The 24,948-nt window shown below is 47.3% G+C and carries 18 protein-coding genes; 14 read left to right on the top strand and 4 right to left on the bottom strand.

Annotation, left to right across the window (positions count from 1 at the left end):
• Positions 1-3: 3 nt before the first annotated feature.
• Genes EV202_RS11955 through EV202_RS11940 form a run of 4 tightly spaced genes read left to right on the top strand, consistent with a single transcriptional unit; the run spans position 4 to position 2,373 of the window.
• The gene (locus EV202_RS11955; RefSeq protein WP_106068851.1) at positions 4-525 is read left to right on the top strand and encodes an RNA polymerase sigma factor; all 522 of its coding nucleotides are present in this window, start codon (positions 4-6) and stop codon (positions 523-525) included.
• A complete protein-coding gene (locus EV202_RS11950) occupies positions 522-959 on the top strand; it encodes a hypothetical protein (RefSeq protein ID WP_131927216.1) in 438 nt (145 codons plus the stop codon). The genes EV202_RS11955 and EV202_RS11950 overlap by 4 nt, the downstream gene beginning before the upstream one ends.
• A gap of 15 nt (positions 960-974) precedes the next feature.
• Positions 975-1,445, top strand: a complete 471-nt coding sequence (locus EV202_RS11945; RefSeq protein ID WP_131927215.1) for a hypothetical protein — start codon at positions 975-977, stop codon at positions 1,443-1,445.
• A 22-nt stretch (positions 1,446-1,467) separates the two neighbouring features.
• Positions 1,468-2,373 carry an outer membrane beta-barrel protein gene (locus EV202_RS11940; RefSeq protein ID WP_131927214.1) on the top strand — a complete coding sequence of 302 codons (906 nt, stop codon included), beginning with the start codon at positions 1,468-1,470 and terminating at the stop codon, positions 2,371-2,373.
• Positions 2,374-2,500: 127 nt separating this feature from the next.
• Here the strand turns inward: EV202_RS11940 and EV202_RS11935 are convergent, their stop codons facing one another.
• The gene (locus tag EV202_RS11935; protein ID WP_131927213.1) at positions 2,501-4,156 is read right to left on the bottom strand and encodes an OmpP1/FadL family transporter; all 1,656 of its coding nucleotides are present in this window, start codon (positions 4,154-4,156) and stop codon (positions 2,501-2,503) included.
• 33 nt (positions 4,157-4,189) lie between these two features.
• Entirely contained in the window at positions 4,190-5,524 is a 1,335-nt protein-coding gene (locus EV202_RS11930; RefSeq protein WP_131927212.1) for a hypothetical protein, read from the bottom strand.
• Positions 5,525-5,804: 280 nt separating this feature from the next.
• Between EV202_RS11930 and prmA the strand changes: the two genes are divergently transcribed.
• Positions 5,805-6,650 (top strand): 50S ribosomal protein L11 methyltransferase, encoded by an 846-nt coding sequence (gene prmA, locus EV202_RS11920; protein WP_131927211.1) that lies wholly within the window; start codon positions 5,805-5,807, stop codon positions 6,648-6,650.
• Between the two features lie 154 nt (positions 6,651-6,804).
• Here the strand turns inward: prmA and EV202_RS11915 are convergent, their stop codons facing one another.
• Together EV202_RS11915 and EV202_RS11910 are read right to left on the bottom strand one after the other, a co-directional pair.
• Positions 6,805-7,665 (bottom strand): glycoside hydrolase family 25 protein, encoded by an 861-nt coding sequence (locus EV202_RS11915; protein WP_165899425.1) that lies wholly within the window; start codon positions 7,663-7,665, stop codon positions 6,805-6,807.
• A gap of 192 nt (positions 7,666-7,857) precedes the next feature.
• A complete protein-coding gene (locus EV202_RS11910; RefSeq protein WP_106068858.1) occupies positions 7,858-9,504 on the bottom strand; it encodes a diphosphate--fructose-6-phosphate 1-phosphotransferase in 1,647 nt (548 codons plus the stop codon).
• A 502-nt stretch (positions 9,505-10,006) separates the two neighbouring features.
• Between EV202_RS11910 and EV202_RS11905 the strand changes: the two genes are divergently transcribed.
• From EV202_RS11905 to EV202_RS11865, 9 genes are all read left to right on the top strand, one after another.
• Entirely contained in the window at positions 10,007-10,276 is a 270-nt protein-coding gene (locus EV202_RS11905) for a hypothetical protein (RefSeq protein WP_131927210.1), read from the top strand.
• Between the two features lies 1 nt (position 10,277).
• Positions 10,278-10,832, top strand: coding sequence for a 1-acyl-sn-glycerol-3-phosphate acyltransferase (locus EV202_RS11900; RefSeq protein WP_131927209.1), 555 nt, complete (start codon positions 10,278-10,280; stop codon positions 10,830-10,832).
• Positions 10,833-10,850: 18 nt separating this feature from the next.
• Positions 10,851-11,639, top strand: coding sequence for an amidohydrolase (locus EV202_RS11895; RefSeq protein WP_131927208.1), 789 nt, complete (start codon positions 10,851-10,853; stop codon positions 11,637-11,639).
• Between the two features lie 12 nt (positions 11,640-11,651).
• Positions 11,652-17,273 carry an alpha-2-macroglobulin family protein gene (locus EV202_RS11890; RefSeq protein ID WP_131927207.1) on the top strand — a complete coding sequence of 1,874 codons (5,622 nt, stop codon included), beginning with the start codon at positions 11,652-11,654 and terminating at the stop codon, positions 17,271-17,273.
• Between the two features lie 9 nt (positions 17,274-17,282).
• The gene (gene pbpC / locus EV202_RS11885) at positions 17,283-19,634 is read left to right on the top strand and encodes a penicillin-binding protein 1C (RefSeq protein WP_131927206.1); all 2,352 of its coding nucleotides are present in this window, start codon (positions 17,283-17,285) and stop codon (positions 19,632-19,634) included.
• A gap of 527 nt (positions 19,635-20,161) precedes the next feature.
• A complete protein-coding gene (locus tag EV202_RS11880; RefSeq protein WP_131927205.1) occupies positions 20,162-22,153 on the top strand; it encodes a glucosamine-6-phosphate deaminase in 1,992 nt (663 codons plus the stop codon).
• Between the two features lie 212 nt (positions 22,154-22,365).
• Positions 22,366-22,680, top strand: a complete 315-nt coding sequence (locus EV202_RS11875; protein ID WP_131927204.1) for a hypothetical protein — start codon at positions 22,366-22,368, stop codon at positions 22,678-22,680.
• A complete protein-coding gene (locus EV202_RS11870; RefSeq protein WP_131927203.1) occupies positions 22,681-22,902 on the top strand; it encodes a sulfurtransferase TusA family protein in 222 nt (73 codons plus the stop codon).
• Positions 22,903-23,046: 144 nt separating this feature from the next.
• On the top strand, positions 23,047-24,915 hold the full coding sequence (locus tag EV202_RS11865; RefSeq protein WP_131927202.1) for a YgiQ family radical SAM protein: 1,869 nt from the start codon (positions 23,047-23,049) through the stop codon (positions 24,913-24,915).
• The last annotated feature ends 33 nt before the right edge of the window (positions 24,916-24,948 follow it).

Below are 24,948 nucleotides of genomic sequence, written 5' to 3'. Positions count from 1 at the left end.
TAAATGGAACTCAAACAATTTCAAATAACCGTTCTTCCACTCCGCGCCAAGCTGCTGAACTATGCAAGGAAGCTGACCAACGAACCGGAAGATGCAGAAGATGCTGTTCAGGAAACCATGCTCAAGCTATGGAACAAAAGGCTTGAACTGGAACAATGCCGGAGCATCGAAGCATTTGCCATGACGTTGACGCACAACATCTGCATAGATATGTGGCGAAGCAGGCACAACGACAATCTGCCGCTCGATACCGTGCAGGCAGCCGCCTTGACAGGCACACCGGAACGATTATTGGAAATCAAAGATGAAATCCGGCTGATGCGCGAAATCATCGATTCGCTTCCCAACCTGCAACGCACCATCATGCGGATGAAAGACATCGAGGAGTACGAAACGGACGAGATAGCCGCAATTACGGGATGCGGAGCAGAAGCCATCCGCAGCAACCTGTCAAGGGCAAGAAAAAAAGTGAGAGACATCTACCTGCAAACCATACAAGAAAGAAAAAGGAGAAACGAACCATGAACATAGATGAACTGTTGGATAAATACTTCGAAGGAGCAACTTCGTGCGAAGAAGAACGTGAACTCCGCCGTTTCTTCAAAGGAGATGACGTGCCGGAACATCTGCAAATATATCGTCCGCTATTTGCCTGTCTGGCCGAAGAAGTTGAGAACCGGACAAACACAAAAACGAAAAGAGATTCCGAAACAGTGCCTGCCCGACAATATACTCGCCCGCATCGCACCTTCTATATGTTGAGCGGCATTGCCGCCGGATTGCTTCTACTCGTAGGAATAGCCCAAATAGTCTCACTCTCTCAGACACCCGAAAATTATGTCATCATCGACGGCCGGTGCTATACCGACGAGAAACTGGTAGAATCCAAAGCATTGGAAGCTCTGCAAAATGCCGGCTTCACCGACGACGATTTAAGTTACCTCTTGTTTCAACATTAATATACACACCGTGTCATGAAAACATCCATACAGATTTATTTACGAGGTATATGTCTTCTCTCAGTGCTGATAATACTGCCGGTCATTGTTCGGGCACAAGAAGATCTTCAAATAGCCGGCCTATTCGATAAGTACGGCGAACAGAAAGACGTCACCAGAGTAGAACTGAATGGCAGCATCCTGAAATCATACAGAATGACAACATACAAAAGCCTCGTATTCAAGAATGTACTCTCCTATCACAAGGAAATACAGCAAGCCATCGCCAGCGATAAGCAGAACAATGTAAAAAAAGCGCAGGAAGTAATGGAAAACGGAGTTCTGCGCAGCGCCTATTACCGGTTGGAGGAGGTGAAACGAAACGGAAAGATGCTGAACCGCTATATCATCTTCAAAATAGGCAAAGAATCAATGGGAACACTTATCTACATTGAGGGCCTGCTTGGCGAAAAAGAAATGCTGGATATGCTTTATAAACCGCACTAACAATCAAAAAACATATATACGTATGAAAACCAAGATTATGATTCTGACCTGCCTGCTTGCTGCACCGACAGTCCGCATGGCAGCACAACAACCCAACAACCTCGAACAGAAAGCTGTTGTAGAAACAAAAGGCGACTCCATCATCATCCGGAAAGGACAGGGAGACATGCGCATCAAAGTATATGAAGAACAATCAGAGGAGGGCGAAAAGAAAGAAGTACAGATTTTTGAAGGAGTGTATCTTGAAAAAGTAGATGCAGACAAGCGCACGTTTCTGGATGCCCTGCCTTTCATTCCCCGAAAAAAGAGGTACAATTCTTACGACCCGCATTGTTCCGGCGTGTTTATAGGCTACGGCTGGTTGTCCGACAGTTTTTTCTCTTTCGAGGCAAGCGATAAGATAACACTCGACCTGTCAAAGTCATGGGAATTAGGTTTCAATGTATTGTCCGCTTATCACAATTTCAAGAAAAACCCGCATTGGGGCATCAATGCAGGTATAAACTGGGGGTATCGTTCATTCGGCATCGACGGAAATCGTGCCCTGCTGAAAGGAGATGGAAAGAGTATGCTCACTACGGGCGACGAAACGACCGATTACAGTAAAAGCCGTTTCCGCCACTTCTTCTTCCGCATACCCATATTGCTGGAATGGCAACAAAGAATAGGCCGAAGCAAACTCTTCGTCAATGCCGGACCCGAAATAGAGATTCGCCATAGTGTAAAATCTTTCTCACGAATCAATGGAGGCAAGAAACAGACAATGGGTAAAGGTATGTATGTACGCCCCGTGGGTATAGGCTTGTTGGCGCAAGCCGGTTATGGCAATATAGGTTTCTATTTGCGCTACTCCACCCAAGGATTATTCCAAAAAGACAAAGGACCGGAAGTGTCTCCCTACTCGTTTGGCATAGCATGGTATTGGTAGCCTCTCACTATAACCCATAAATAGAAGCGAGGCTATAAAGTCGGCAAATCAGATAGATTACAATGACCTTATAGCCTCACCCTTTATGTTTTCCGCAGCGATTATGTCACGCCGGGAGGACAGCGTTTCAGAAGCGCATGCCCAGCGTAACCAATACCTTACTGCGTGTATCCGTCACCTTGATCACTTCGGGGGTGTAGTAAGCATCTCCATCCTTATAGGCAAAGGGATAGAATTCTCCTTTCTGCACCGAATATTTGTAGGCCAAATCGGCATAGAACGCCTTGCCTCTATAGCCGATGCCCAATGTGTAGTTGTTCATCGATTTCAGATTGGTAAAATCCGTATCGGTGTTGATAGACTCATTCGGGAGGGCTTTGATGGCACCGTTCTTGAAAGCCGAGGAGATGTAATTATATCCGGCGCGCAGGGCAAACTGAGGTATCACCTTATATTCGGCTCCCAAGCGGAGGGCATGTACTCCTTTTAGACAAAAGTTTTTAGCTTCATTGGTCTGGAAGTTCATATTCACACCGTCGGAATACTTGAACTTCATGGTGGAGTAGTCTTTGTATTCATATTCCGCACCCAAAGCCAGTCGGTTGCCTACCGTATAGCCCATGCTGACATTGTATGTCCATGGAGTGTGCATCTGATATTCGAACTTCAAGTCGGCATCCTTCAAGTAGTCATAGCTGTCCACCACCGTCTGGTGGGGTTTGTTGTCTCTTATCAAATCGGAAACCAATCGTGCGGACGTGGCCCATGTCATCTGATAAAACGTGGGCGTATGCAAAGCCAGCCCGATGCGGAAAGGAGAATCCTCGAACGGGCGCACAATGGCTCCGGCCTTGAAGTCGACCCCCACTCCGGTCAGTTTGTTGAAACTTTCCAAGATATATCCGGTATGATTGCTTGCGCCGGCCGCCGTGCGGAAATCTTCGTCATACAAGGTATACTTGTTATAATCCACATCACTGATGCCGAGCGTAAATCCCAGGAAGAAACGTTCGTTGAAGTTGAAAGCCACGTTGAAGTCATAGTTATGGACGCCCCCGGTTTTTCTCGATTTGAACTCGCGCATGTAGGACGTATCGTCATGACCAAGCACACTGACATAATTGCCATAGTCCAAGTAAAGCGGCTCACCCTTCTCGTTCGTCAACTGTACGCCATTCTCCTTATATGGAAAATCTGTCCGCTTAGTAGTTATGCTGGGATCTATCAATCCTCCTTCATAGCCCAGCGCCGACAGCCAGCCTATATCATTATGGTCGAACGGATTGTTCTTCCACAAGTCAGGGCCTATTCCATCGGACATGCCGGCCATCAGGAACGTTTGCGAATCTCTGCCCAGATCGGCCTCCGCACTCATGCTGCGGACAAACGATTTCACTTTCTGATAGTTGAAAGCAAAGTTCACATAGCGCAAGGAGGTGCGGTCTCCCACCTTAGTAGAATAGACAAAACCCATATTATCGAAATTCCACCGGGCTTTGCTCATGCTATACTTATTATTTCTGAAAGCACTCTCTGTTCTCGACAGCGAATAGTCCACAGACAGCATCAAGTCGTTGCTCCGATAGATGCCTATACCGGCGGGATTGGTGCCTATGGTAGAAATGTCGCCGCCCAAAGCGCCCAAAGCACCGCCCATACCAACAAAACGAGCCGTACCGCTCAGGTCTTTGGAAGCTACATCCACGCCATCATATACCGTTTGTGCCATTGCCGCTGCCGACAAACCGGCGGCAAATGCAACCAATATCATTCTTTTCTTCATGTTCAATCAATAAATTACATAAAACATCCGCGTTTATCTTCTCCGGCTGGAACCTCCACCTCCGCTGCCCGAACGTGTAGAGCCGCCTCCCGTGGAATAACCTCCGCCACCCGAACGTGTGCTGCCCGAAGAGTATGAAGAAGAGCGGGTAGTACTGCTGTTATTACTGTTGTATGAGCGACTGTTGTCTCCGTTGGAATAACTGCGCGTTCTTTCCGTGGAGCTTCCGCGGCTATAAGTCGAGTTATCACTACGGGTGGAGGAACTGCGTATGGCTGTGCCACGCACACCGCTCTCCGTTCCTGAGTACCTCGTGGAATATCCGCGGCTGGTGCTTGTACGCACGCTCTCGGCATTCGATGTTCCCACCGTGGTGCGTGTGCTGCTCGGACGCGTATAAGTAGAACGTCTTGAAGAAGAGGCATCCATCCGATTCGTCGAGATGCCCGAACGGTCATTGGACGAACGCGTTCCTATCACGCGACGTGAAGAACTTTCCTCATTGCGCCTGTTCTGCCAGCCATCGGTTCTCGTACCCCGGCTGCCATAGCTTCTGTGCACCGCACCGGTGCTTCGCGTGCCCGAATAACGGCGATTGGTATAAACGCTTCCACTTTCCCGGCCATAGCTGCCACCCCAATAGCCGCCTCCATGATACCAACCGTTATAATAGGGATGGTAGTGATAGCCCCACCAACCGCCACCGTACCAGCCACTCCAGCCGAAGCTCCAGCCCGGACTGTACCAGCTGTTCCATCCCCAACCATAGTAGGGATAACCGCCCCACCAACCATGGGAATTATATCGCCAATCCCACCATAAACGATTAGTAAAAGTCGGGAAAGCATAGGCATACAAGCCATCGGTATATACATTCCACTCCCATGAATTCAGTCCATACACCACATCCCAATACAGCGGGCTGCTGATACTGATGGCATAACGGGGATTGCGGAAGCGAATGATACGGGTGGCATATTCGTAATCATCTTCCGAACCTTCAAAACGATTGCCGACCCACTCTCCATCCAGTTCCGGGTGTTCTTTTTCTTCAATGTACAGCGTGTCATTCTCCATCACAAAATTATTATTGCGAGAGTCATAACGACGATTGTATTCGTCCACATCACGAACATTACCCTTGCGTTCTTTTACGACAACAGTTGTATTACCCCGTGATGAATATACAGTGGTCGGTGCATCCGACTTTATTACGATCTCTTCCACCGGTTCGGCCACTTTCTTCTCTTGCTTCACCTCCTTCTTTTTTTTAGAAGGAACATAGTAGAGGTCGTCATCTATACTTTGTGCCACCAGTGTCCAAGGGAGGCACAAGGCAAAAAGCGATAAAAAAACAATCTTTTTCATACTCATCTGGTTTATTAATTTAACGTCTATCTATTTCTCCACATTGCAAAGATAATACCGGAATTTCTCCCATACAGCAGATTTCCCCCAAAAAGACATAGGGAATTCCCTAAACACTTGTTCATCGCACTGAATGTGAAAATAATCTATATAAACATACATGCGATTCGCTTACAGAACCGGATTTTTGCCCTATCTTTGCATACAAGAAACAAAGATACACAGAAATAAGTTTGTTTCTTAACATCACATTCCACATTTAACAAACAGCCATATTCCTATGAAATATTTAGAATTTACTTTCCAAACCACCCCATGTACAGAAGTCGTAAACGATGTCCTTTCTGCAGTCTTGGCCGAAGCAGGTTTCGAAAGTTTTGTCGAACAAACCGATGGCATTAATGCCTATATTCAAAAAGCCCTTTACAATGAATCGGCTCTGAAGGAAGCTCTCGCAGAGTTTCCCCTACCCGATGTGAATATAGAATACAACTACACGGAAGCAGAAGACCGAAACTGGAATGAGGAGTGGGAAAAGAATTTCTTCCAACCTATTGTTATTGACAATCGCTGCGTTATTCACAGTACTTTTCACAAAGATGTGCCCCAAGCAGAATATGACATTGTCATTAATCCCCAGATGGCTTTCGGTACAGGACATCACGAAACGACCAGTCTCATCATCAGTGAGTTATTGGACAGTGACCTGCAAGAAAAGTCGTTGCTCGACATGGGATGCGGTACTTCTATCCTTGCCATACTGGCACGTATGCGTGGTGCAACTCCTTGCACTGCCATCGACATAGATGAGTGGTGCGTGCGCAACTCCCTCGAGAATATAGAATTGAATCGTGTGGACAACATTGACGTATTTCAAGGAGACGCATCTTCATTGAAAGACAAAGGGCCGTTCGACATCATCATTGCCAATATCAATCGTAACATTTTGTTGAATGACATGAAACATTATGTCAGCCGTATGAATCAAGGAGGAAGCCTCTTGATGAGTGGTTTCTACGCGAATGATATTCCTGCCATACAAGCCGAAGCCGAAAAAAACGGATTACACCTCATACACCATTGCGAGAAGAATCAATGGGCCGTAGTACTGTTCAGAAAAGAATAAAAGAAATACGACATACGCAAAGCACATCTTCACGGAACCAAGCTTGCAGGAAGAGTTTCACATATTTTCGTCGAAAGGAGTAGTTGTAGAGATTAGCATAACTTTTTTGTGCATAAAATCATAGAAAGAGAGTTCTGTTGCCACAATGCTCCGGCTACTCCTGCAGTGTAAGTGCCTGCAACTGCCCTAATGTTCCGTTAAATACATTTAAGTCCACTTCCTCCTCAATGCCGGGAACGGTGCCCACGTCTGTGTGTTGCCAGAACTGCCATTTGCCTTCATAGCGCACGAAATCCACATAATAATGGGCTATCCAATATGGATATGTATTAAAGATGGAGTCGCTGAGATAGCGCTCCTTGAATTTATAAGAAGTGTAAAGGATAGGCTTCACACCATAATGAGATTCGACCCTGTCCAGCCAGATTTTTACAGCCCCTTTAAGTTCCTGGGGAGATTTCTTACCGATAGTTTCCACATCGAGCACTGGTGGCAAATCACCCTTTGTCAATTGCACGGTACGGATAAAAAAATCGGCCTGCTTGCGAGCGTCTGTCTTAGGAATAAAATAATGATAAGCGCCACGGATAAAACCGTGTTTACGTGCTTGCCCGAAGTTTTGCGTAAAAGTATCGTCACCATGATCACCACCTTCGGTAGCCTTAAAAAAAATAAAATGAATAGGATATTCGGCCTCCTTGTTGCGCGATAACTTTTCCCAGTCTATCCTCCCTTGATAGTGAGAGATATCCAGACCATGTACCTCATAATCGCAAGGCATACATACGCCATATCCTTTCCGCCCATGGCATGGCTTCCAACGATAGGCATAAGGACGGATAAAAAAGTAATAGAATCCGGAAGCAAAAACAAGAATGATGCAGACAGCCCAAAGATTGCGCAACCATGCAGACATGGTATGAGACTGCATTTTCTTTTTTCCCTTCGAAGAAAGGCGACGACGAGAGCCAGCAGTCTCATGCCGGGATTTGGCAGATGTAGTCTTGGTTGCCATGCGTGAGTAAGTAAGAAGAATGGATATGTCAAAAAAGAGGTTATCGCTTTTGTTATAATAAAATTAGGCACGGATTCCACGAATTAGCACGTTATTGATGAACTAATCCACGTAATCTGCGCCTAAAATATAGTCAGAAAGACGTTTTTGACACGACCTTATGCTTTATTATAACTTAATTGAACCGACAAATCATTTCGATTGCTCCAATTGCAACGTCTTGGTCGGTTGGTCACAAACTTCTGTCGGTCCGAAATACTGGATAGGACCCGGATATACATAGTCTGTTTCAGTAGCCCAACGATCACGTTTGGCAGCAAAAGTCTTGAAAGGAGCATCATCCAGCTTTACCAAAGCTTTCTGGATAACCGGTTTCATTTCACCGTGACGACGTTCCATATTCATCATCATTGTAATGGGCACACCGCCTGCAATCCATCCGTCGGCAGGAGCAGTTGTATTGCGTACTGAAGACATGTAGCCAGTCTTTCCGTTGGCAATCAGTGCAGAAGCAGCATAACCCAATGAGTAACAGTAGTCAGCGTCAAAGTTAGACGGAGCAGCGCAACGTCCCTCATAGCCAAAGAAGTGGTGTTGAGCAGCAAACTTACCTACGAACTTACCTTCCTCTTTCCATTGGGCCAACTTTGTACCCACCATCTCTGACAGCAGTTTTTCCGTTTCAATCAAAGACACCTGTACGTTTCCGTGCGGGTCGCGGTCTAAAGATAACTGACGTGCCACACCTTCGGGAAGACTTGCATAAATAGCAGCATTTTCCGAAGACAGTTTGCGGATTATATAATCGCGTTGGTGAGATTTTTTAATCTGAGCAAACTCTTCAGCATTGGCAGCAAGGAAGTCGTTTAGTTCTGCAATAAGGCTCTTCATGGCCGGGATAAACTCAACCAAACCTTCGGGAATAAGAACCGTACCGAAGTTATTGCCTTGAGCGGCACGGCTGGCAACTACTTGGGCAATACCGGTCACGATGTCATCCAAAGACATATTCTTAGCCTCAACCTCTTCAGAGATAATGCAGACATTGGGCTGTACCTGCAAAGCACATTCCAAAGCGATATGAGAAGCAGAACGACCCATCAACTTAATGAAGTGCCAGTACTTACGAGCAGAGTTACAGTCGCGTTGAATATTACCAATAACTTCCGAATAAGTTTTGCAGGCAGTATCAAAACCGAAAGAAGTTTCAATCATGTCATTTTTCAAGTCGCCGTCAATGGTCTTCGGACAACCAATCACCTGCACTCCATACTTCTTGGCTGCATAATATTCAGCCAAAACACAAGCGTTCGTATTGGAGTCGTCACCACCAATGATAACCAGAGCTTTGATATCAAGCTTTTTCAGGATTTCATAGCCTTTTTCAAATTGCTCTTCTTTTTCCAGTTTAGTACGGCCTGAACCGATAATATCAAAACCGCCTGTATTACGATATTCATCAACAATATCAGCAGTCAGTTCCATGTAGTTGTGGTCTACCAAACCTCCGGGACCAAGAATGAATCCGTACAATTTGCTGTCTTTATTCAACTTCTTGATGCCATCGAATATACCGGAAATTACATTGTGACCACCGGGAGCCTGACCTCCGGAAAGGATAACACCCACATTCATGGCAGGAAAGTCAGTCGCTTCATCAGTAGCCTCAAACTTAATCAAAGGCATTCCATACGTATTAGGAAACAGTTTCTTGATTTCTTCCTGATCTGCTACCGACTGAGTAGCTGCTCCAGCGGCAGCCTTAACAGTTCCTTTCAGCGCTTTCGGAAGTTTAGGCTGGTAAGCAGCCCTTGCAATTTGCAATGCACTTTTAGTCATTTTGTTTATTGTATTTAAAGGTGTAAATAAAGTCCTGTTTTAAAAAACATTGCAAATTTCGTTCTTTTTCAGTAGATATGCAAACAGGAAACCAAAATTAATGCATAAAATGACATTAACAGCTTCTTATTCAAAAATAATAAGACAAAAAAGGTTTGTTAGTCGATTTATTGTAATACCTTTGTCGCAAAGTTTGAGTAATGAGTCATTATCGCACGGTTCTTCTTGTAATATGTATACCCCAGATGTGTAAGTTTATGCTTATACAAGTGTAAAACCGGAAAATCTTAAGGCTGCAATCATAAATACCAATAAGCCATTCAAACATCTTCCATGTATCCATCCATAAGGTTCTCTAGCGAGAGATGGATTCCCGGAATAATTATTTTTTATCTGCATTATTCAATGTTTTTTAATTTATAAATACTATATTTGCAAAACAGAAGCCAATGTAAAGCATGGTTATCTGTAACTATTATTATTCATTTAAAACTAAAAAATTATGGCAAGTAGAAGAAATTTAAAGAAAAACATCAATTATATCGCAGGCGAACTCTTTGCAGAATGTTTAGTAAACGGATTGTATGTGCCCGGCACAGATAAACAGAAGACGGATGATTTAATGGCTGAAATACTGAAAATGCAAGACGAATTCATCAGCCGCATCAGCCACGCCGAACCGGGAAACACTAAAGGTTTCTACAAAAAGCTGCATGCCGACTTCAACGCAAAAGTCGGCGAAATTATTGATGCAATGGGCAAACTTAAATAAGATGAAGAAAGCTTTCTATCGTTTTATTTATTACCGCCTTCTGGGTTGGAAAACCAACGTAACGGTGACAGACTATGACAAGTGCGTAATCTGTGCAGCACCTCATACATCCAATTGGGATTTATTTATCGGTAAATTATTTTATGGAGCCATTGGTCGTAAGACCAGTTTCATGATGAAGAAAGAATGGTTCTTTTTCCCTTTAGGACTGATATTCAAAGCTGTTGGAGGTATCCCTGTAAACCGTGGACATAAGTCTTCTTTGGTAGACCAAATGGCCGAGAAGTTTGCCACCAGCACGCACTTTCATTTGGCCATCACTCCCGAAGGAACACGTAAGGCCAACTCTAATTGGAAAAAAGGTTTCTATTATATAGCACTTAAAGCACAAGTGCCTATTTTACTAATCGGGATAGACTATCCTTCAAAAACCATTTCATGCACCAAGGCAATCATGCCTACCGGAGATATTGAGAAGGACATGCGCGAAATAAAGCTTTATTTTAAAACCTACAGAGGCAAACATCCCGAAAATTTTGATATAGGAGCAATTTAAATAACCAAAGTAAATACCATGCGAGTCAGTATTATACAAACAGATATCGTTTGGGAAAATAAACAAGAAAATCTCTGTCGTATCCGTGAAAAGCTGGAAACTCTTCGCGGAGCGACGGAGATTGTTGTTTTACCGGAAACGTTCTCCACAGGATTCAGCATGGATACCGCCCGTTTGGCCGAACCGATAACAGGTGAAACCATCACGACCCTACGCCAATGGGCCAAAGAATTCCGGTTTGCCATTACAGGTAGCTTCATTGCCACCGGCGAAACCTCATCCGGCAGAGCCACCTCTTATCATAACCGCGCTTTCTTCCTCACTCCTGAGGGGAACGACTATTATTACGACAAACGCCACCTCTTCCGGATGGGGAGCGAAACCAAGCACTTTGGTGCCGGAGACAAGCGTCTCATCATTTCTTATTGCGGCTGGAATATTCTGTTGCTCGTGTGTTACGACCTGCGATTCCCCGTGTGGAGCCGCAATGTGAAAAACGAATATGATTTGGTGATATACGTTGCCAATTGGCCGGCTTCCCGCCGGAAAGCTTGGGATACCCTGTTGCAAGCCCGTGCAATAGAAAACATGAGTTACGCATGTGGGGTAAACCGCATAGGCTCGGACAATCATGGATTGCCGCATAATGGAGGCAGTGCAGTCTTCTCGCCCAAAGGAGAGTTACTGACAAACATTCCCGACAACGAGGAAAGGATTGCTACCATAACACTCAACCTTTCTGATCTAAGAGAATTCAGATCAAAATTTCCTGCATGGAAAGATGCAGATTCATTTCAATTCATATAAAACCATATCACTATGAAAAAAACTAAATTCAAGCATTGCATAACCGGCAAATCATTGCTCTTCTTGTTTATCTTATTCATCGCCGGTATCATCTCTTCTTGTGGCACAGACAGGAAAGACATTATTCCTTCTGCCGAGTATGCTCCTTATATCAATGCGTACACGGGAGGAGTTATTTCACAAAATTCCAGCATACGCATTGAGCTTACGCAAGATCAGCCAATGGTAGATCTGAATAATGAGTTGAAGAAAAATCCTTTTAGTTTTTCTCCATCCTTAAAAGGCAAAGCATATTGGATAAACAACAATACCATTGAGTTTGTCCCTGAAGAGCGAAGCCTAAAGCCGGGAAAACTTTATGAAGGAACTTTCCAATTAGGAGAGTTTGTGAATGTAGATAGTCATCTCAAAGAGTTCAATTTCTCGTTCCGGGTGCAAGAACGCAATTTCGCGATACATACGGATCCGATTACCGTTACAGCCACACAACCTGACCTGGTGACTATAAAAGGGGAGTTGCGCTTTAGTGATATCATGACGAAAGAAGAAGCAGAGAAGATTCTATCCATCAGTGCAGACAAAGGACAAAGCTTTCCTGTAACCATTACTGCAACGGACAACCCCACCCTATACCTATTCGAGATTAACAATATCCCGAGAGGAACCGAAGACTATCAATTAAGCCTGAAAGCTGAAGGGAGTTCCGCCGGTATAGACCAACATGCGGAAAAAAAGATTCTGATTCCGGCAAAAGACAGTTTCTGTTTTCTTTCGGCCGAACGTATAGAACAACCTGAAAATGGTATTGAAATCGTATTCTCAGAACCAATCTCTACCAATCAAGACTTAAAAGGACTGATTGAAATACCCGAAGTTCCAAATTCTATTTTCCAAGTAAAAGACAACAGGGTATACCTCTATTTTGAATCCAACCAATTGGATAAAGTAACCTTAAAAATACACGAAGGAGTAAAAGACTACAATGAGAAGCCGCTCGGCACTCCCCAATCCATCTCTTTCAGTGAACTTAATTTGAAACCGCAAGTGGAAATGGCAACTTCTGCCGCCATATTACCGGACTCCAAAAGTCAAGTCATTCCATTCAGAGCCGTTAATCTCTACGCGGTAGATCTAAATGTGGTTCGCGTTTTCGAGAAAAACATACTGATGTTTATGCAAACAAACACCCTCTCATCTGCCAATGAACTACGCCGTTCCGGAAGATTGATATACCGCAAAACCCTTTGGCTGAGCAAAGACAATACAAAAGACATACATCACTGGGGAGATTATTCCATAGATCTGGCCGGATTGATAAGGCAGGAGCCGGGAGCCATCTACCGTGTCATTCTTTCATTCCGCCAGGAGTATTCGGCATACCCCTGTGGAGGAACAGAAAACAAAAACATGCAGTTTGCCGATAACTCCGCTTCAGAAAAGCTGACCAAAATCAGTGATAATACTATTTCAGAATCCGAAGAAGCAAATTGGGATGTTCCGCAAAGTTATTTCTACTATAATGGAGGCATAGAAATAGATTGGGCACAATATAACTGGCAAGAGCGTGACAATCCATGCCACCCATCTTATTACATGGATTCTGACAGAGCAGCATCCTGCAACGTATTGGCTTCCGATCTGGGAATGATTGTGAAGAAGAACTCTTTAAACAAACTATGGATTACAACAAACAACATTCTGGATACCAATCCGGTAAGCAAAGCCAAGCTAACAGTTTATAATTTCCAGTTACAACCCATCGGAACCGGTGAGACAAACAGCGAAGGATTTGCTGAAATCACTCCCAAAGGTGCCCCCTTTATCGTGGTAGCCGAGTCGGAAGAACAAAAAGCATATGTCCGCATAGCCGATGGTGAAGAGCAGTCGGTCAGCCGGTTCGACGTAGGCGGCAAAGAGATACAAAAGGGATTGAAAGGATATGTATATGGTGAAAGAGGTGTCTGGAGACCGGGAGATACCCTGCACATCGCTTTCATCCTGGAAGACCGGGAAAAAAGAATTCCCGACAAACACCCGGTGTCACTTGAATTATACAATCCAAGAGGACAATTCTATACAAAGTCCATCTCTACAGAAGGCACAAACGGGTTCTATACCTTCCATATACCTACACAAATGGCAGACCCGACCGGCCTTTGGAATGCATATGTCAAAGTAGGCGGCACAGCATTTCATAAAAGTATCCGAATAGAAACCGTAAAACCAAACCGTCTGAAAATTAATATGAGACTACCACAGGTTTTGCAAGCATCGGCCAAAGAAATACCGGTCACACTGTCTTCCACATGGCTGACCGGAGCCACTGCCTCACAATTGAAAACCACAGTAGAAATGTCTTTATCGAAAGTAAACACTCAATTCAAGAACTACGGACAATACATTTTCAATAACCCCGCAACGGAATTTACGACCATCAAGACCGAGACGCTCAATGGGACGCTGAACAATGAAGGAAGAACTTCGTTCATGCTGAAACTCCCGAATGCCGCCAATGCGCCGGGCATGCTGAACGCTACACTAACCACCCGTGTATTCGAGCCGGGAGGAGATGCCAGCATTTTCACTCAAAACGTACCATTCTCTCCATTCACTTCCTATGTCGGCATCAACCTGAATCAACCCAAAGGGAAGCATATTGAGACAGACAAGGAACATACCTTCGACATTGTGACTGTAGACTCCAAAGGGCAACCGATAAGCCGTTCCAACCTGGAGTATAAAATATATAAGGTAGACTGGAGCTGGTGGTGGGAAAACCAAGAAAAATCTTTCGGCACTTATATTAATAGCAGCTCCATCAAGCCGGTAGCCGGCGGAACTCTGCAAACCTACGGTGGAAAAACGAATTTCAAATTCCGGATCGATTATCCCGACTGGGGACGATATCTGGTATATGTAAAGGACAAAGAGAGCGGTCACGCTACCGGAGGTACCGTCTATATCGACTGGCCGGAATGGCGCGGGCGTTCCGGCAAAACCGATCCGAGCGGCATCAAAATGCTGACCTTCTCATTAGACAAGGATGCTTACGAGATAGGAGAAACAGCAACAGCAGTGATCCCTGCTGCGGCGGGAGGACGGGCATTGGTATCATTAGAAAACGGAAGCACGCTGCTAAAACGTGAATGGATTGAGATAGACAGCCGGAAAGACGCCAAATATTCATTCAAAATAACGCCTGAAATGGCTCCGAATGTTTATCTGCATATCAGTTTGCTACAACCTCATGCACAGACTGTAAATGATTTGCCGATACGTATGTATGGCATCGCTCCGGTATCGGTGACGAACAAGGAAACCATTTTACAGCCTCAAATCAACATGCCTGAAGTATTGCGCCCCGAAACGGATTTCCAAATCACCGTCAAGGAAAAGAACGGCAAGCCCATGACCTATACATTAGCCATTGTAGACGATGGCTTGCTCGACCTCACTAATTTCAAGACTCCCGATCCGTGGAATGAATTTTATGCCCGTGAAGCTTTAGGAATTCGTACGTGGGATATGTATGATGATGTATTGGGAGCTTCTGCCGGACGATACCCCTCTTTATTCAGTACCGGAGGCGATGAAATGCTTAAGCCTGCAGAAGCCAAAGCCAACCGGTTCAAACCGGTAGTGAAGTTTATCGGGCCATTCCATATAGGTAAAGGCAAGCAACAGACACACACGTTGAAACTGCCCATGTATGTAGGTTCTGTACGTACTATGGTAATAGCAGGGCAAGACGGAGCTTATGGTAAAGCTGAAAAGACCTCTTTTGTACGCACACCGTTGATGTTACTCTCCACACTCCCCCGTGTGTTGAGCACACAAGAGGAAATATACGTTCCGGTCAATGTCTTTGCCATGGAAAAAGGGATAAAGGATGTAACGGTATCCATTCAGGCTTCCGGCGGAGGAGTGCAAGTAACAGGTAGTCCGCAACAATCCGCCACTTTCCATCAGCCGGGCGACCAACTTGTGTTCTTCAAAGTGAAAACCGGTGACCGAACAGGAAAAACGACCATCGACCTGACTGCCCGTGGAGGAGGGCAACAAACAAAAGAAACCATAGAAATAGAAGTGCGCAACCCCAATCCGACCGTTACACTTCGCAACAGCCAATGGATAGAAGCAGGCCAAAGCGCAACCCTCCCCTATACGCTACAAGGAGCAACACCCGCAGACAGCCATCTGCAACTGGAAGTGTCGCGCATTCCTTCAGTAGACATAAGCCGGCGCTTCGATTTCCTTTATAACTATCAGCACAACTGCACGGAACAGTTGGCATCCAAAGCACTGCCGTTGTTATTTATCGGTCAGTTCAAGGCCATAGACGAAAAAGAAAACGAGAAAATAAAGACGAACGTTCAAGAAGCTATCAAGCAACTTTATGCACGCCAGCTGCTCAACGGAGGTATGGTCTATTGGCCCGGGAATGCCGTTGCCGACGAGTGGGTTACCTCCTATGCCGGAATGTTCCTTGTTCTGGCTCAGGAAAAAGGATATGCCGTCAACAAAAACGTGTTGAACAAATGGAAGCGTTTCCAGCGTTCGGCTGCCCAGAATTGGCGAATGCCGCAGCAAGACAATGATTGGCGGCAATGGCAAAGCGGATTGCAACAAGCATTCAGGCTTTATACGCTGGCTCTGGCCGGTGCGCCGGAATATGGTGCCATGAACCGGATGAAGGAGCAACCGGGATTATCCATGCAAGCCAAATGGAGGTTGGCAGCAGCTTATGCGCTGACCGGAAAGCCAAAGCCTGCCGGAGAGTTGGTATTCAATATAAATACAACGGTCTCTCCCTACTCTTCACAAAACTTCGTCTATGGTTCTTCAGACCGGGATGAGGCGATGATTCTGGAAACCTTGCTCTTGATGAATCGTGAGCAAGCCGCTCTGCAACAAGCCAAAGTCGTTTCACAGAACCTGGCACAAGAGAATCGGTTCAACACCCAATCCACCGCTTTTGCCTTAATGGCCATGGGACGTTTGGCCGAACAGCTGTCCGGTACGCTGGATTTCAATTGGAGTTGGAACGGCCGTCAACAACCGGAAGTAAAATCAGCCAAAGCCGTATTCGGAAAAGAGTTGTCTATTACTCCCCGTACGGGCAATGTCACGCTGAAGAATCAAGGAAAAGGCGGTATAAATGCAGATCTCATCACACGCATACGATTGCAGAATGATACCCTGCCTGCAATGAGCAACAACCTTCACCTTGAGGTGAAATACACTGATATGGCCGGTTCTCCCATCTCCACCGAGAACATCAGGCAGGGCACGGACTTCATGGCTGTCATTACAATAAGCAATATCGGGGTCGCATCCGATTACAGCAATTTGGCATTGACACACATATTGCCGTCGGGTTGGGAAATTTACAACAACCGGATGAATTCATCTCCTGAAATGAATGCGGCCCACAGCTATAGCTATCAAGACATTCGGGACGACCGTGTATTGACATACTTCGACCTGGCACGCGGCGAACAGAAAACCTTCACCGTAAGATTGCAGGCCACGTATGCAGGCGATTTCATTCTGCCGGCTATCCAATGCGAAGCGATGTACGATGTTTCAGCGCAAGCACGGACAAAAGCGGGCAGAACCACGGTCAGCCGATAAGCAGCGTTCATGAGGCCTAAAATCATAGGACATCTTAAACAGTTATCCGTCACCCGAAAGGCAATACTTATTGTTATTGTCTTTCTGGTGACAGGATATATATTCTGCTTACCGGGACAACTGTTTCAAGTGCCTTATTCCACCGTCGTTGCCGATCGTCGCGGAGCATTGCTGGGAGCACGCATCGCTTCCGACGGACAGTGGCGCTTCCCTCCTCGCACCACAATTCCGGACAAAATGAAGCAATGCCTCATTATGTTCGAGGATAAGCATTTCTATCGCCACTGGGGTGTCAACCCGTTATCCATCGGCAGAGCCATCCGGCAGAACTTGAAAAACAAGCACATTGTGAGCGGAGGCAGCACACTGACCATGCAAACCATCAGGTTGGCAAGAAACAAGCCCCGAACTTTCAAAGAAAAGTTCATCGAAATGATTTTAGCCACACGGCTTGAATTTCGCGCTTCGAAAGAGGAAATACTATCCATGTATATCTCCCATGCCCCTTTCGGTGGAAATGTAGTAGGGCTGGATGCTGCTACTTGGCGCTACTTCGGACATCCGGCAGAAGAACTTTCATGGGCCGAAGCTGCCATGCTGGCAGTACTTCCCAATACGCCCTCCATGATTCACTTGTCCAAAGGACGCGATGCTTTGCTCGACAAGCGTAACAGACTTCTGAAACAGCTTCGCGAAAAGGAAATTATCGACGAGTCCACCTATGAATTGGCCATCAGCGAACCTCTACCCGACAAGCCCCATCCTCTCCCGCAGATTGCTCCACATCTGGTGAGTAAGCTTTATCAGGAAAAGAATGGTGAGTACTCCGTTTCTACGCTCGACAAAGACCTGCAAATCCAAATAGAAGAGCTGGCTGAACGCTGGAGCAATGAATTCGGACGAAGTGACATACGCAATCTTGCCATCTTAGTGATTGACATACGGACCAACCAAGTGGCGGCCTACTGCGGCAATGTGCATTTCGGACGGAAACAGGCGGGCAATCAGGTGGATGTGATACAAGCTCCAAGAAGCACCGGCAGCATTCTGAAGCCTTTTCTTTATTATGCCATGCTTCAGGAAGGCAGCCTACTGCCACACATGCTGCTGCCGGACATCCCTATCAACATCAACGGATTTACCCCTCAAAATTTCAATATGCAGTTTGAGGGAGGTGTGCCTGCGTCCGAAGCCCTGGCACGCTCGCTCAATATACCTGCGGTGACAATGTTGCAACGGCATGGAGTAGCCAAATTCCACCATTTCCTGCGACAAATAGGTTTACGGACCATAAACCGTCCGGCATCTCATTACGGTTTATCCCTCATCTTAGGCGGTGCAGAAGCAACCCTATGGGATGTGACAAGTGCGTATGCCAATATGGGACGCAGCCTGCTGAAACTCCCTCAAGCCCCATGTATCACGTTGTTGGCGGATACGGCGTCTATCCATGCTTCAACGGGCAATGATATACAAAGAGCGGATCAATTTCAGGCAGGTGCGGTATGGCAGACGTTCGATGCCTTGATTGAAGTCAACCGTCCGGAAGAAATAGACTGGAAGTCCATTCCTTCCATGCATCCCGTTGCCTGGAAAACAGGTACAAGCTATGGCTTTCGTGATGCTTGGGCCGTAGGAGTCACTCCACGCTATGCCGTAGGAGTATGGGTGGGAAATGCAAGCGGCGAAGGAAAACCCGGTCTTGTAGGCGCACGAACGGCAGGGCCGGTTTTATTCGACTTGTTCAACCTGCTTCCCTCTTCCCCCCAATGGTTCGAACAACCTGTCGGCGTGTTCACGGAAGCAGAGATATGTCGCCGGTCCGGACACCTGAAAAGCAGATTCTGCGAAGAGACGGACACCATGCTCATCCTTCCTGCCGGACTGAGAACCGAAGCTTGCCCCTATCACCATCTCGTAGCCTTGTCGGCAGACGGCACACACCGCGTATACGAGAATAGCATTCACACGGGAGCCATCCGGCATCAATCGTGGTTCACCCTTCCGCCCGTATGGGAATGGTATTATAGACAGCATCACCCGGAGTACACTCCCCTTCCGCCTTTCGAACCCGGCTCCGGAGAAGACGCATTGCAATCCATGCAGTTTATTTATCCTCCCATGAATGCCCGTATCATCTTACCCAAACAATTGGATGGAAGCAAAGGATTCGTAACCGTTGAACTGGCTCACAACAACCCCAATACAACCATTTTCTGGCATCTTGACGAAAACTACCTGACGCAGACACAGGATTTTCATAAAATATCCCTGCAACCCACACCCGGTAAACACTCTCTCACAGCGGTGGATAGTGAAGGTAATACCATATCTACCACATTCTTCATAGCAACCCCTTAAACCGACGGACAACGCACCGGATATGTAAATAAAATTATACGCGCTTTTATTACAACGAGCAAAAACCGGCATCCCTCGCCAGAACATCTTCTGACAAGGGGGTATCTAAGTATACGACTGAGGTACCCTAAGTATACGACTTAGCCCCCTTAAGTATACGACTTAGGTATCCTAAGTATGAGACCGATCTTATTCTTCCTTTTTCCAGCTATTGCCATAAGCCAAAAGAAGTAATTATTTTTCGATATCAGGAGAAGCCTAAATCCAATCACACGCCCTTTTCTTGCACACATAATTTCTATTCCGAATTCAAGCAACCGTCTTCATTTTTAGAGTATTTAAAGAAAATACCTAAATAAAGGGAGTGCATGTTCAATAAAAAGTCCCTATTTTTGTAGTTCAAAACAAAACTGAAAATACAATATGGCCATTTAATGAATCCCCCGGACAGACGAACATTCTTGCCGTATATTTGTTAAATGAAGGAATTGCGAAACACTTTAATCATTTATTAATAACATTATAGTATGAAAACCAATCTAAGCTCTCAAATCACGCTCAACAGAGTTTCCCCCAGGTACTACAGGCCCGAGAATGCTTTTGAGCGGTCGGTATTGACCCGACTGGAAAAAATCCCCACAGACATTTACGAATCTGCCGAAGAAGGTGCCAACCAGATTGCCCTCGACATTGCACAACTCATCCGCGACAAGCAAAAAGCCGGACGTTTCTGTGTATTGGCATTGGCCGGCGGCAACTCTCCGCGCAATGTATATGCAGCCCTCATCCGCATGCACAAAGAAGAGGGGCTGAGCTTCCGCAACGTAATCGTGTTCAATCTTTACGAATACTATCCTCTGACGCAGGATGCCATCAACAGCAACCTGAATGCCTTGAAGGAAATGTTGCTGGACCATGTGGATATAGACAAACAAAACATCTTCAGCCCGGACGGCACAATAGCCAAAGATACCATCTTTGAATATTGCCGCCTTTACGAGCAACGCATCGAAAGCTTCGGAGGATTGGATGCCGCTATCATAGGTATCGGACGTGTGGGTAACATCGGCTTCAACGAACCGGGTTCGCGCCTGAACTCCAATACCCGGCTGATTTTGCTGGACAATGACTCCCGCAACGAAGCGTCCAAAACATTCGGAAGCATCGAAAACACGCCGGTAAGCTCCATCACGATGGGTGTTTCCACCATCCTCGCTGCCAAGAAGGTATACCTGATGGCATGGGGCGAAGAAAAAGCCAAAATGGTGAAAGAGTGTGTGGAAGGTCCGGTCACCGATACCATCCCCGCCTCCTATCTGCAAACGCACAACAATGCGCACATCGCCATCGACCTTTCCGCCGCTTCCAACCTCACCCGCATACACCGCCCTTGGCTGGTGACTTCGTGCGAGTGGAACGACAAGCTCATCCGCAGTGCCATTGTCTGGTTGTGCCAGCTCACGGGCAAACCTATCTTAAAGCTGACCAACAAAGACTATAACGAGAACGGCCTGAGCGAGCTGCTGGCGTTATTCGGCTCTGCCTATAACGTAAACATCAAGATATTCAACGACCTGCAGCACACCATCACCGGATGGCCGGGCGGCAAGCCGAACGCCGACGACACTTACCGCCCCGAGCGTGCCAAACCATACCCGAAGCGCGTCATCATCTTCTCTCCCCACCCCGATGACGATGTCATTTCCATGGGTGGCACTTTCCGCCGCTTAGTGGAGCAAAAACACGATGTACATGTAGCCTATCAGACTTCCGGAAACATTGCCGTGGGCGATGAAGAAGTAATCCGTTTCCTGCATTTCATCAACGGGTTCAACCAGATTTTCAACAACAGCGAAGACAAGGTCATCAGCGACAAATATGCCGAAATCCGCAAGTTCCTGAAAGAGAAAAAAGACGGTGACATCGATACTAAGGACATCCTCACCATCAAAGGTCTGATTCGTCGTGGCGAAGCGCGCACCGCCTGCACCTACAACAACATCCCGTTAGACCACTGCCACTTCCTCGACTTGCCGTTCTACGAAACCGGCAAGATTCAGAAGAACCCCATCAGCGAGGCCGATGTGGAGATTGTACGCAACCTGCTGCGCGAAGTAAAGCCTCACCAAATCTTTGTTGCCGGCGACTTGGCCGACCCGCACGGTACGCACCGTGTTTGTACGGATGCCGTATTCGCCGCCATCGACTTGGAAAAGGAAGAGGGTGCAAAATGGCTGAAAGAGTGTCGCATCTGGATGTATCGCGGCGCATGGGCCGAATGGGAAATCGAGAACATCGAGATGGCCGTCCCCATCAGCCCCGAAGAGCTGCGTGCCAAGCGTAACTCCATCCTCAAGCATCAGTCGCAAATGGAAAGCGCCCCATTCCTCGGCAATGACGAGCGTCTGTTCTGGCAACGCAGCGAAGAGCGCAACCGCGGAACGGCAGAGCTGTACGACCGCCTCGGTCTGGCATCGTACGAAGCAATGGAAGCGTTTGTGGAATACATTCCGCTGTAATAATCTCACGGAAATAATATAATGGATGAGCGGTGTATGATGGATTGCTACCATACACCGCTATCTTTTTATAATAAAGAACCGCCTGCGAATCAAAGCGATAAATAATCCGCCGAAAGACATCCGGTTTCTACAAAAAAGCATATCTTTGTCGTGACGAGAAACAGAGAGAGACAGAAAACATTATTATCCATTATTAATACTTTAGCCCTATGTACACCATACAAGCCAATCCGAGCGGAACCCGCAGTCTGGAAATTTCGGAAGAAAACCTTGCCACCATCGAGAAATACGGACTCTTCCGCCACCTCATAGACAGCAACGGAATCATTGACGAAACCGTACTCGACAAGTTGAAACTGAACATCCGCTCTCTCATTGCCGCGCAAGAGGAAGACAGCAAGGACCTGCTCGACCTTTGCATCGACGTCATTTATCACAACAACATGAAGGCTTTCGGGTTGCAACAGCTCGTCAAGCTCTATCTGCACCGACTCTCCGAACAAGAAAACATAGAGGAAAAATAAATGAAAACCATAGACACCCGCGGACAAAAGCATTACAGTCCCCTTATCCCGGCCATCACGGCCATGTGTAGTGTCGCAGAGGGCGAGAAACTGGAAATCATCATGGATGATGCCGCCGCCTTCAACGATTTAAAAGAATACCTTGCCGAGCGGCAAATAGGTTTCCGCGAAATATACGACGGTGAACAGATGACACTGCAATTTACGAAGCATAGTGATTAGCGGTGAGTGATGAGCGGTGAACGGTGAGTGATGAGCGGTGAACGGTGAGCGGTGAACGGTGAGTGATGAGCGGTGAGCGGTCGGTATGCAATAATTAACCACTAATCGCTCACCGCTTACCGCTATATTTCCTATCTTTGCGCCATGAAAGAGTATCGACTGACCGATTGGCTGCCTACCACCAGGAAAGAAACGGAACTTCGCGGATGGAATGAACTGGATGTAATTCTTTTCAGCGGCGATGCCTACGTAGACCATCCCTCGTTCGGAGCAGCCGTCATAGGGCGCATCCTCGAAGCAGAAGGACTGCGCGTGGCCATCATCCCCCAACCAAACTGGCGCGACGACCTGCGCGACTTCAAGAAGCTGGGACGCCCCCGCCTCTTCTTCGGCATCAGCCCCGGATGCATGGACAGCATGGTGAACAAATACACGGCCAACAAACGCTTGCGCAGCGACGACGCCTATACCCCCGACGCACGTCCGGACATGCGCCCCGAATATCCCTCCATCGTATATACCCAAATACTGAAGAGACTATACCCCGACGTTCCCGTCGTGCTTGGCGGCATAGAGGCAAGCATGCGCCGACTGACGCATTACGACTACTGGCAAGACCGTGTACGCCCCAGCATACTCGTGGACAGCGGCGCCGACGCCATCATCTACGGCATGGGAGAAAAGCCGATTGTGGAACTTGCCGGCCGGCTGAAGCGGCGGTTGCAGGCAAGCGGCACGGACAACGGAGAAACCGCCTCCCTGACAAAAGAGGGGTTCAAGCAACTGATTTCCGACATTCCGCAGATGGTTTATCTCAAGAAGGAGGTCGCCCCGCAAGAGGGAGACATCACCCTCTTCTCGCACGAGGAATGCCTGAAGGACAAGAGGAAAGAAGCCGCCAACTTCCGCCACATCGAGGAAGAGAGCAATAAGTATGCCGCCGCGCGCATCCTCCAGAAAACAGGACGGCAGACGGTGGTCGTGAACCCACCCTATCCTCCCTTGACAGAGGCCGAACTGGACCACTCGTTCGACCTGCCCTATACACGCCTCCCGCATCCCAAGTACAAGGGGAAGCGCATCCCGGCCTACGACATGATAAAGTTCTCCGTCAACCTGCACCGCGGATGCTTCGGCGGATGCGCCTTCTGCACCATCTCGGCCCATCAGGGCAAGTTCATCGTAAGCCGCAGCAAGGAAAGCATTCTGAAAGAGGTAAAGGCACTGACGGAGCTGCCCGACTTCAAGGGTTACTTGAGCGACCTGGGCGGCCCGTCGGCCAACATGTACCGGATGAAAGGACGGGACGAGGCCGTTTGCAGGAAATGCCGACGCCCCTCGTGTATCCACCCGCGGGTATGCCCCAACCTGAACACCGACCATCGGCCGCTGCTCGACATCTACCGGGCTGTCGACGCGCTGCCGGGCATCAAGAAGTCGTTCATCGGAAGCGGTGTGCGCTACGACCTGCTTCTGCACCAAAGCAAAGACGCCGAAGTGAACAGAAGCACCGAGGAATATACCCGCGAGCTCATCGTGCGCCACGTCAGCGGCCGCCTGAAAGTGGCGCCCGAGCATACTTCCGACCGCGTGCTCGACGTCATGCGCAAGCCGCCGTTCGCCCAATTCGGCGAATTCAAGAAGATATTCGACAAGATAAACCGTGAGGAGGGACTGCGCCAGCAGCTCATCCCCTACTTCATCAGCAGCCACCCCGGATGCAGGGAGGAAGACATGGCAGAACTGGCCGTCATCACCAAACGCATGGACTTCCACTTGGAGCAGGTGCAGGACTTCACCCCCACGCCGATGACCGTGGCCACCGAAGCATGGCATACGGGCTTCCACCCCTACACGCTGGAGCCGGTGTTCTGCGCCAAAACACCGCAGCAAAAGCTGGCGCAACGCCGCTTCTTCTTCTGGTACAAGCCGGAAGAGCGGAAAAACATCATCAACGAGCTGCGGCGCATGGGCAGGCACGACCTGATAGACAAGCTCTACGGAAAGCGGTGAAAGCCTCCGCAGGCAGGGAATAAAACAAGCAAT

It is taken from the genome of Prevotella heparinolytica (genome assembly GCF_004342845.1).
GTDB classification, from domain to species: domain Bacteria; phylum Bacteroidota; class Bacteroidia; order Bacteroidales; family Bacteroidaceae; genus Bacteroides; species Bacteroides heparinolyticus.
The sequence above is the reverse complement of the archived record's forward strand: the minus strand, read 5'-3'. Positions and strand labels throughout refer to the sequence as shown.

Coding starts and splice junctions, on each gene's coding strand:
- EV202_RS11900 (WP_131927209.1), top strand. CDS start 10,278: ATGAAGAAAGCTTTCTATCGTTTTATTTATTACCGCCTTCTGGGTTGG.
- EV202_RS11950 (WP_131927216.1), top strand. CDS start 522: ATGAACATAGATGAACTGTTGGATAAATACTTCGAAGGAGCAACTTCG.
- EV202_RS11875 (WP_131927204.1), top strand. CDS start 22,366: ATGTACACCATACAAGCCAATCCGAGCGGAACCCGCAGTCTGGAAATT.
- EV202_RS11880 (WP_131927205.1), top strand. CDS start 20,162: ATGAAAACCAATCTAAGCTCTCAAATCACGCTCAACAGAGTTTCCCCC.
- EV202_RS11870 (WP_131927203.1), top strand. CDS start 22,681: ATGAAAACCATAGACACCCGCGGACAAAAGCATTACAGTCCCCTTATC.
- EV202_RS11935 (WP_131927213.1), bottom strand. CDS start 4,156: ATGAAGAAAAGAATGATATTGGTTGCATTTGCCGCCGGTTTGTCGGCA.
- EV202_RS11895 (WP_131927208.1), top strand. CDS start 10,851: ATGCGAGTCAGTATTATACAAACAGATATCGTTTGGGAAAATAAACAA.
- EV202_RS11940 (WP_131927214.1), top strand. CDS start 1,468: ATGAAAACCAAGATTATGATTCTGACCTGCCTGCTTGCTGCACCGACA.
- pbpC (WP_131927206.1), top strand. CDS start 17,283: ATGAGGCCTAAAATCATAGGACATCTTAAACAGTTATCCGTCACCCGA.
- EV202_RS11955 (WP_106068851.1), top strand. CDS start 4: ATGGAACTCAAACAATTTCAAATAACCGTTCTTCCACTCCGCGCCAAG.
- EV202_RS11915 (WP_165899425.1), bottom strand. CDS start 7,665: ATGGCAACCAAGACTACATCTGCCAAATCCCGGCATGAGACTGCTGGC.
- EV202_RS11930 (WP_131927212.1), bottom strand. CDS start 5,524: ATGAAAAAGATTGTTTTTTTATCGCTTTTTGCCTTGTGCCTCCCTTGG.
- EV202_RS11910 (WP_106068858.1), bottom strand. CDS start 9,504: ATGACTAAAAGTGCATTGCAAATTGCAAGGGCTGCTTACCAGCCTAAA.
- prmA (WP_131927211.1), top strand. CDS start 5,805: ATGAAATATTTAGAATTTACTTTCCAAACCACCCCATGTACAGAAGTC.
- EV202_RS11865 (WP_131927202.1), top strand. CDS start 23,047: ATGAAAGAGTATCGACTGACCGATTGGCTGCCTACCACCAGGAAAGAA.
- EV202_RS11905 (WP_131927210.1), top strand. CDS start 10,007: ATGGCAAGTAGAAGAAATTTAAAGAAAAACATCAATTATATCGCAGGC.
- EV202_RS11890 (WP_131927207.1), top strand. CDS start 11,652: ATGAAAAAAACTAAATTCAAGCATTGCATAACCGGCAAATCATTGCTC.
- EV202_RS11945 (WP_131927215.1), top strand. CDS start 975: ATGAAAACATCCATACAGATTTATTTACGAGGTATATGTCTTCTCTCA.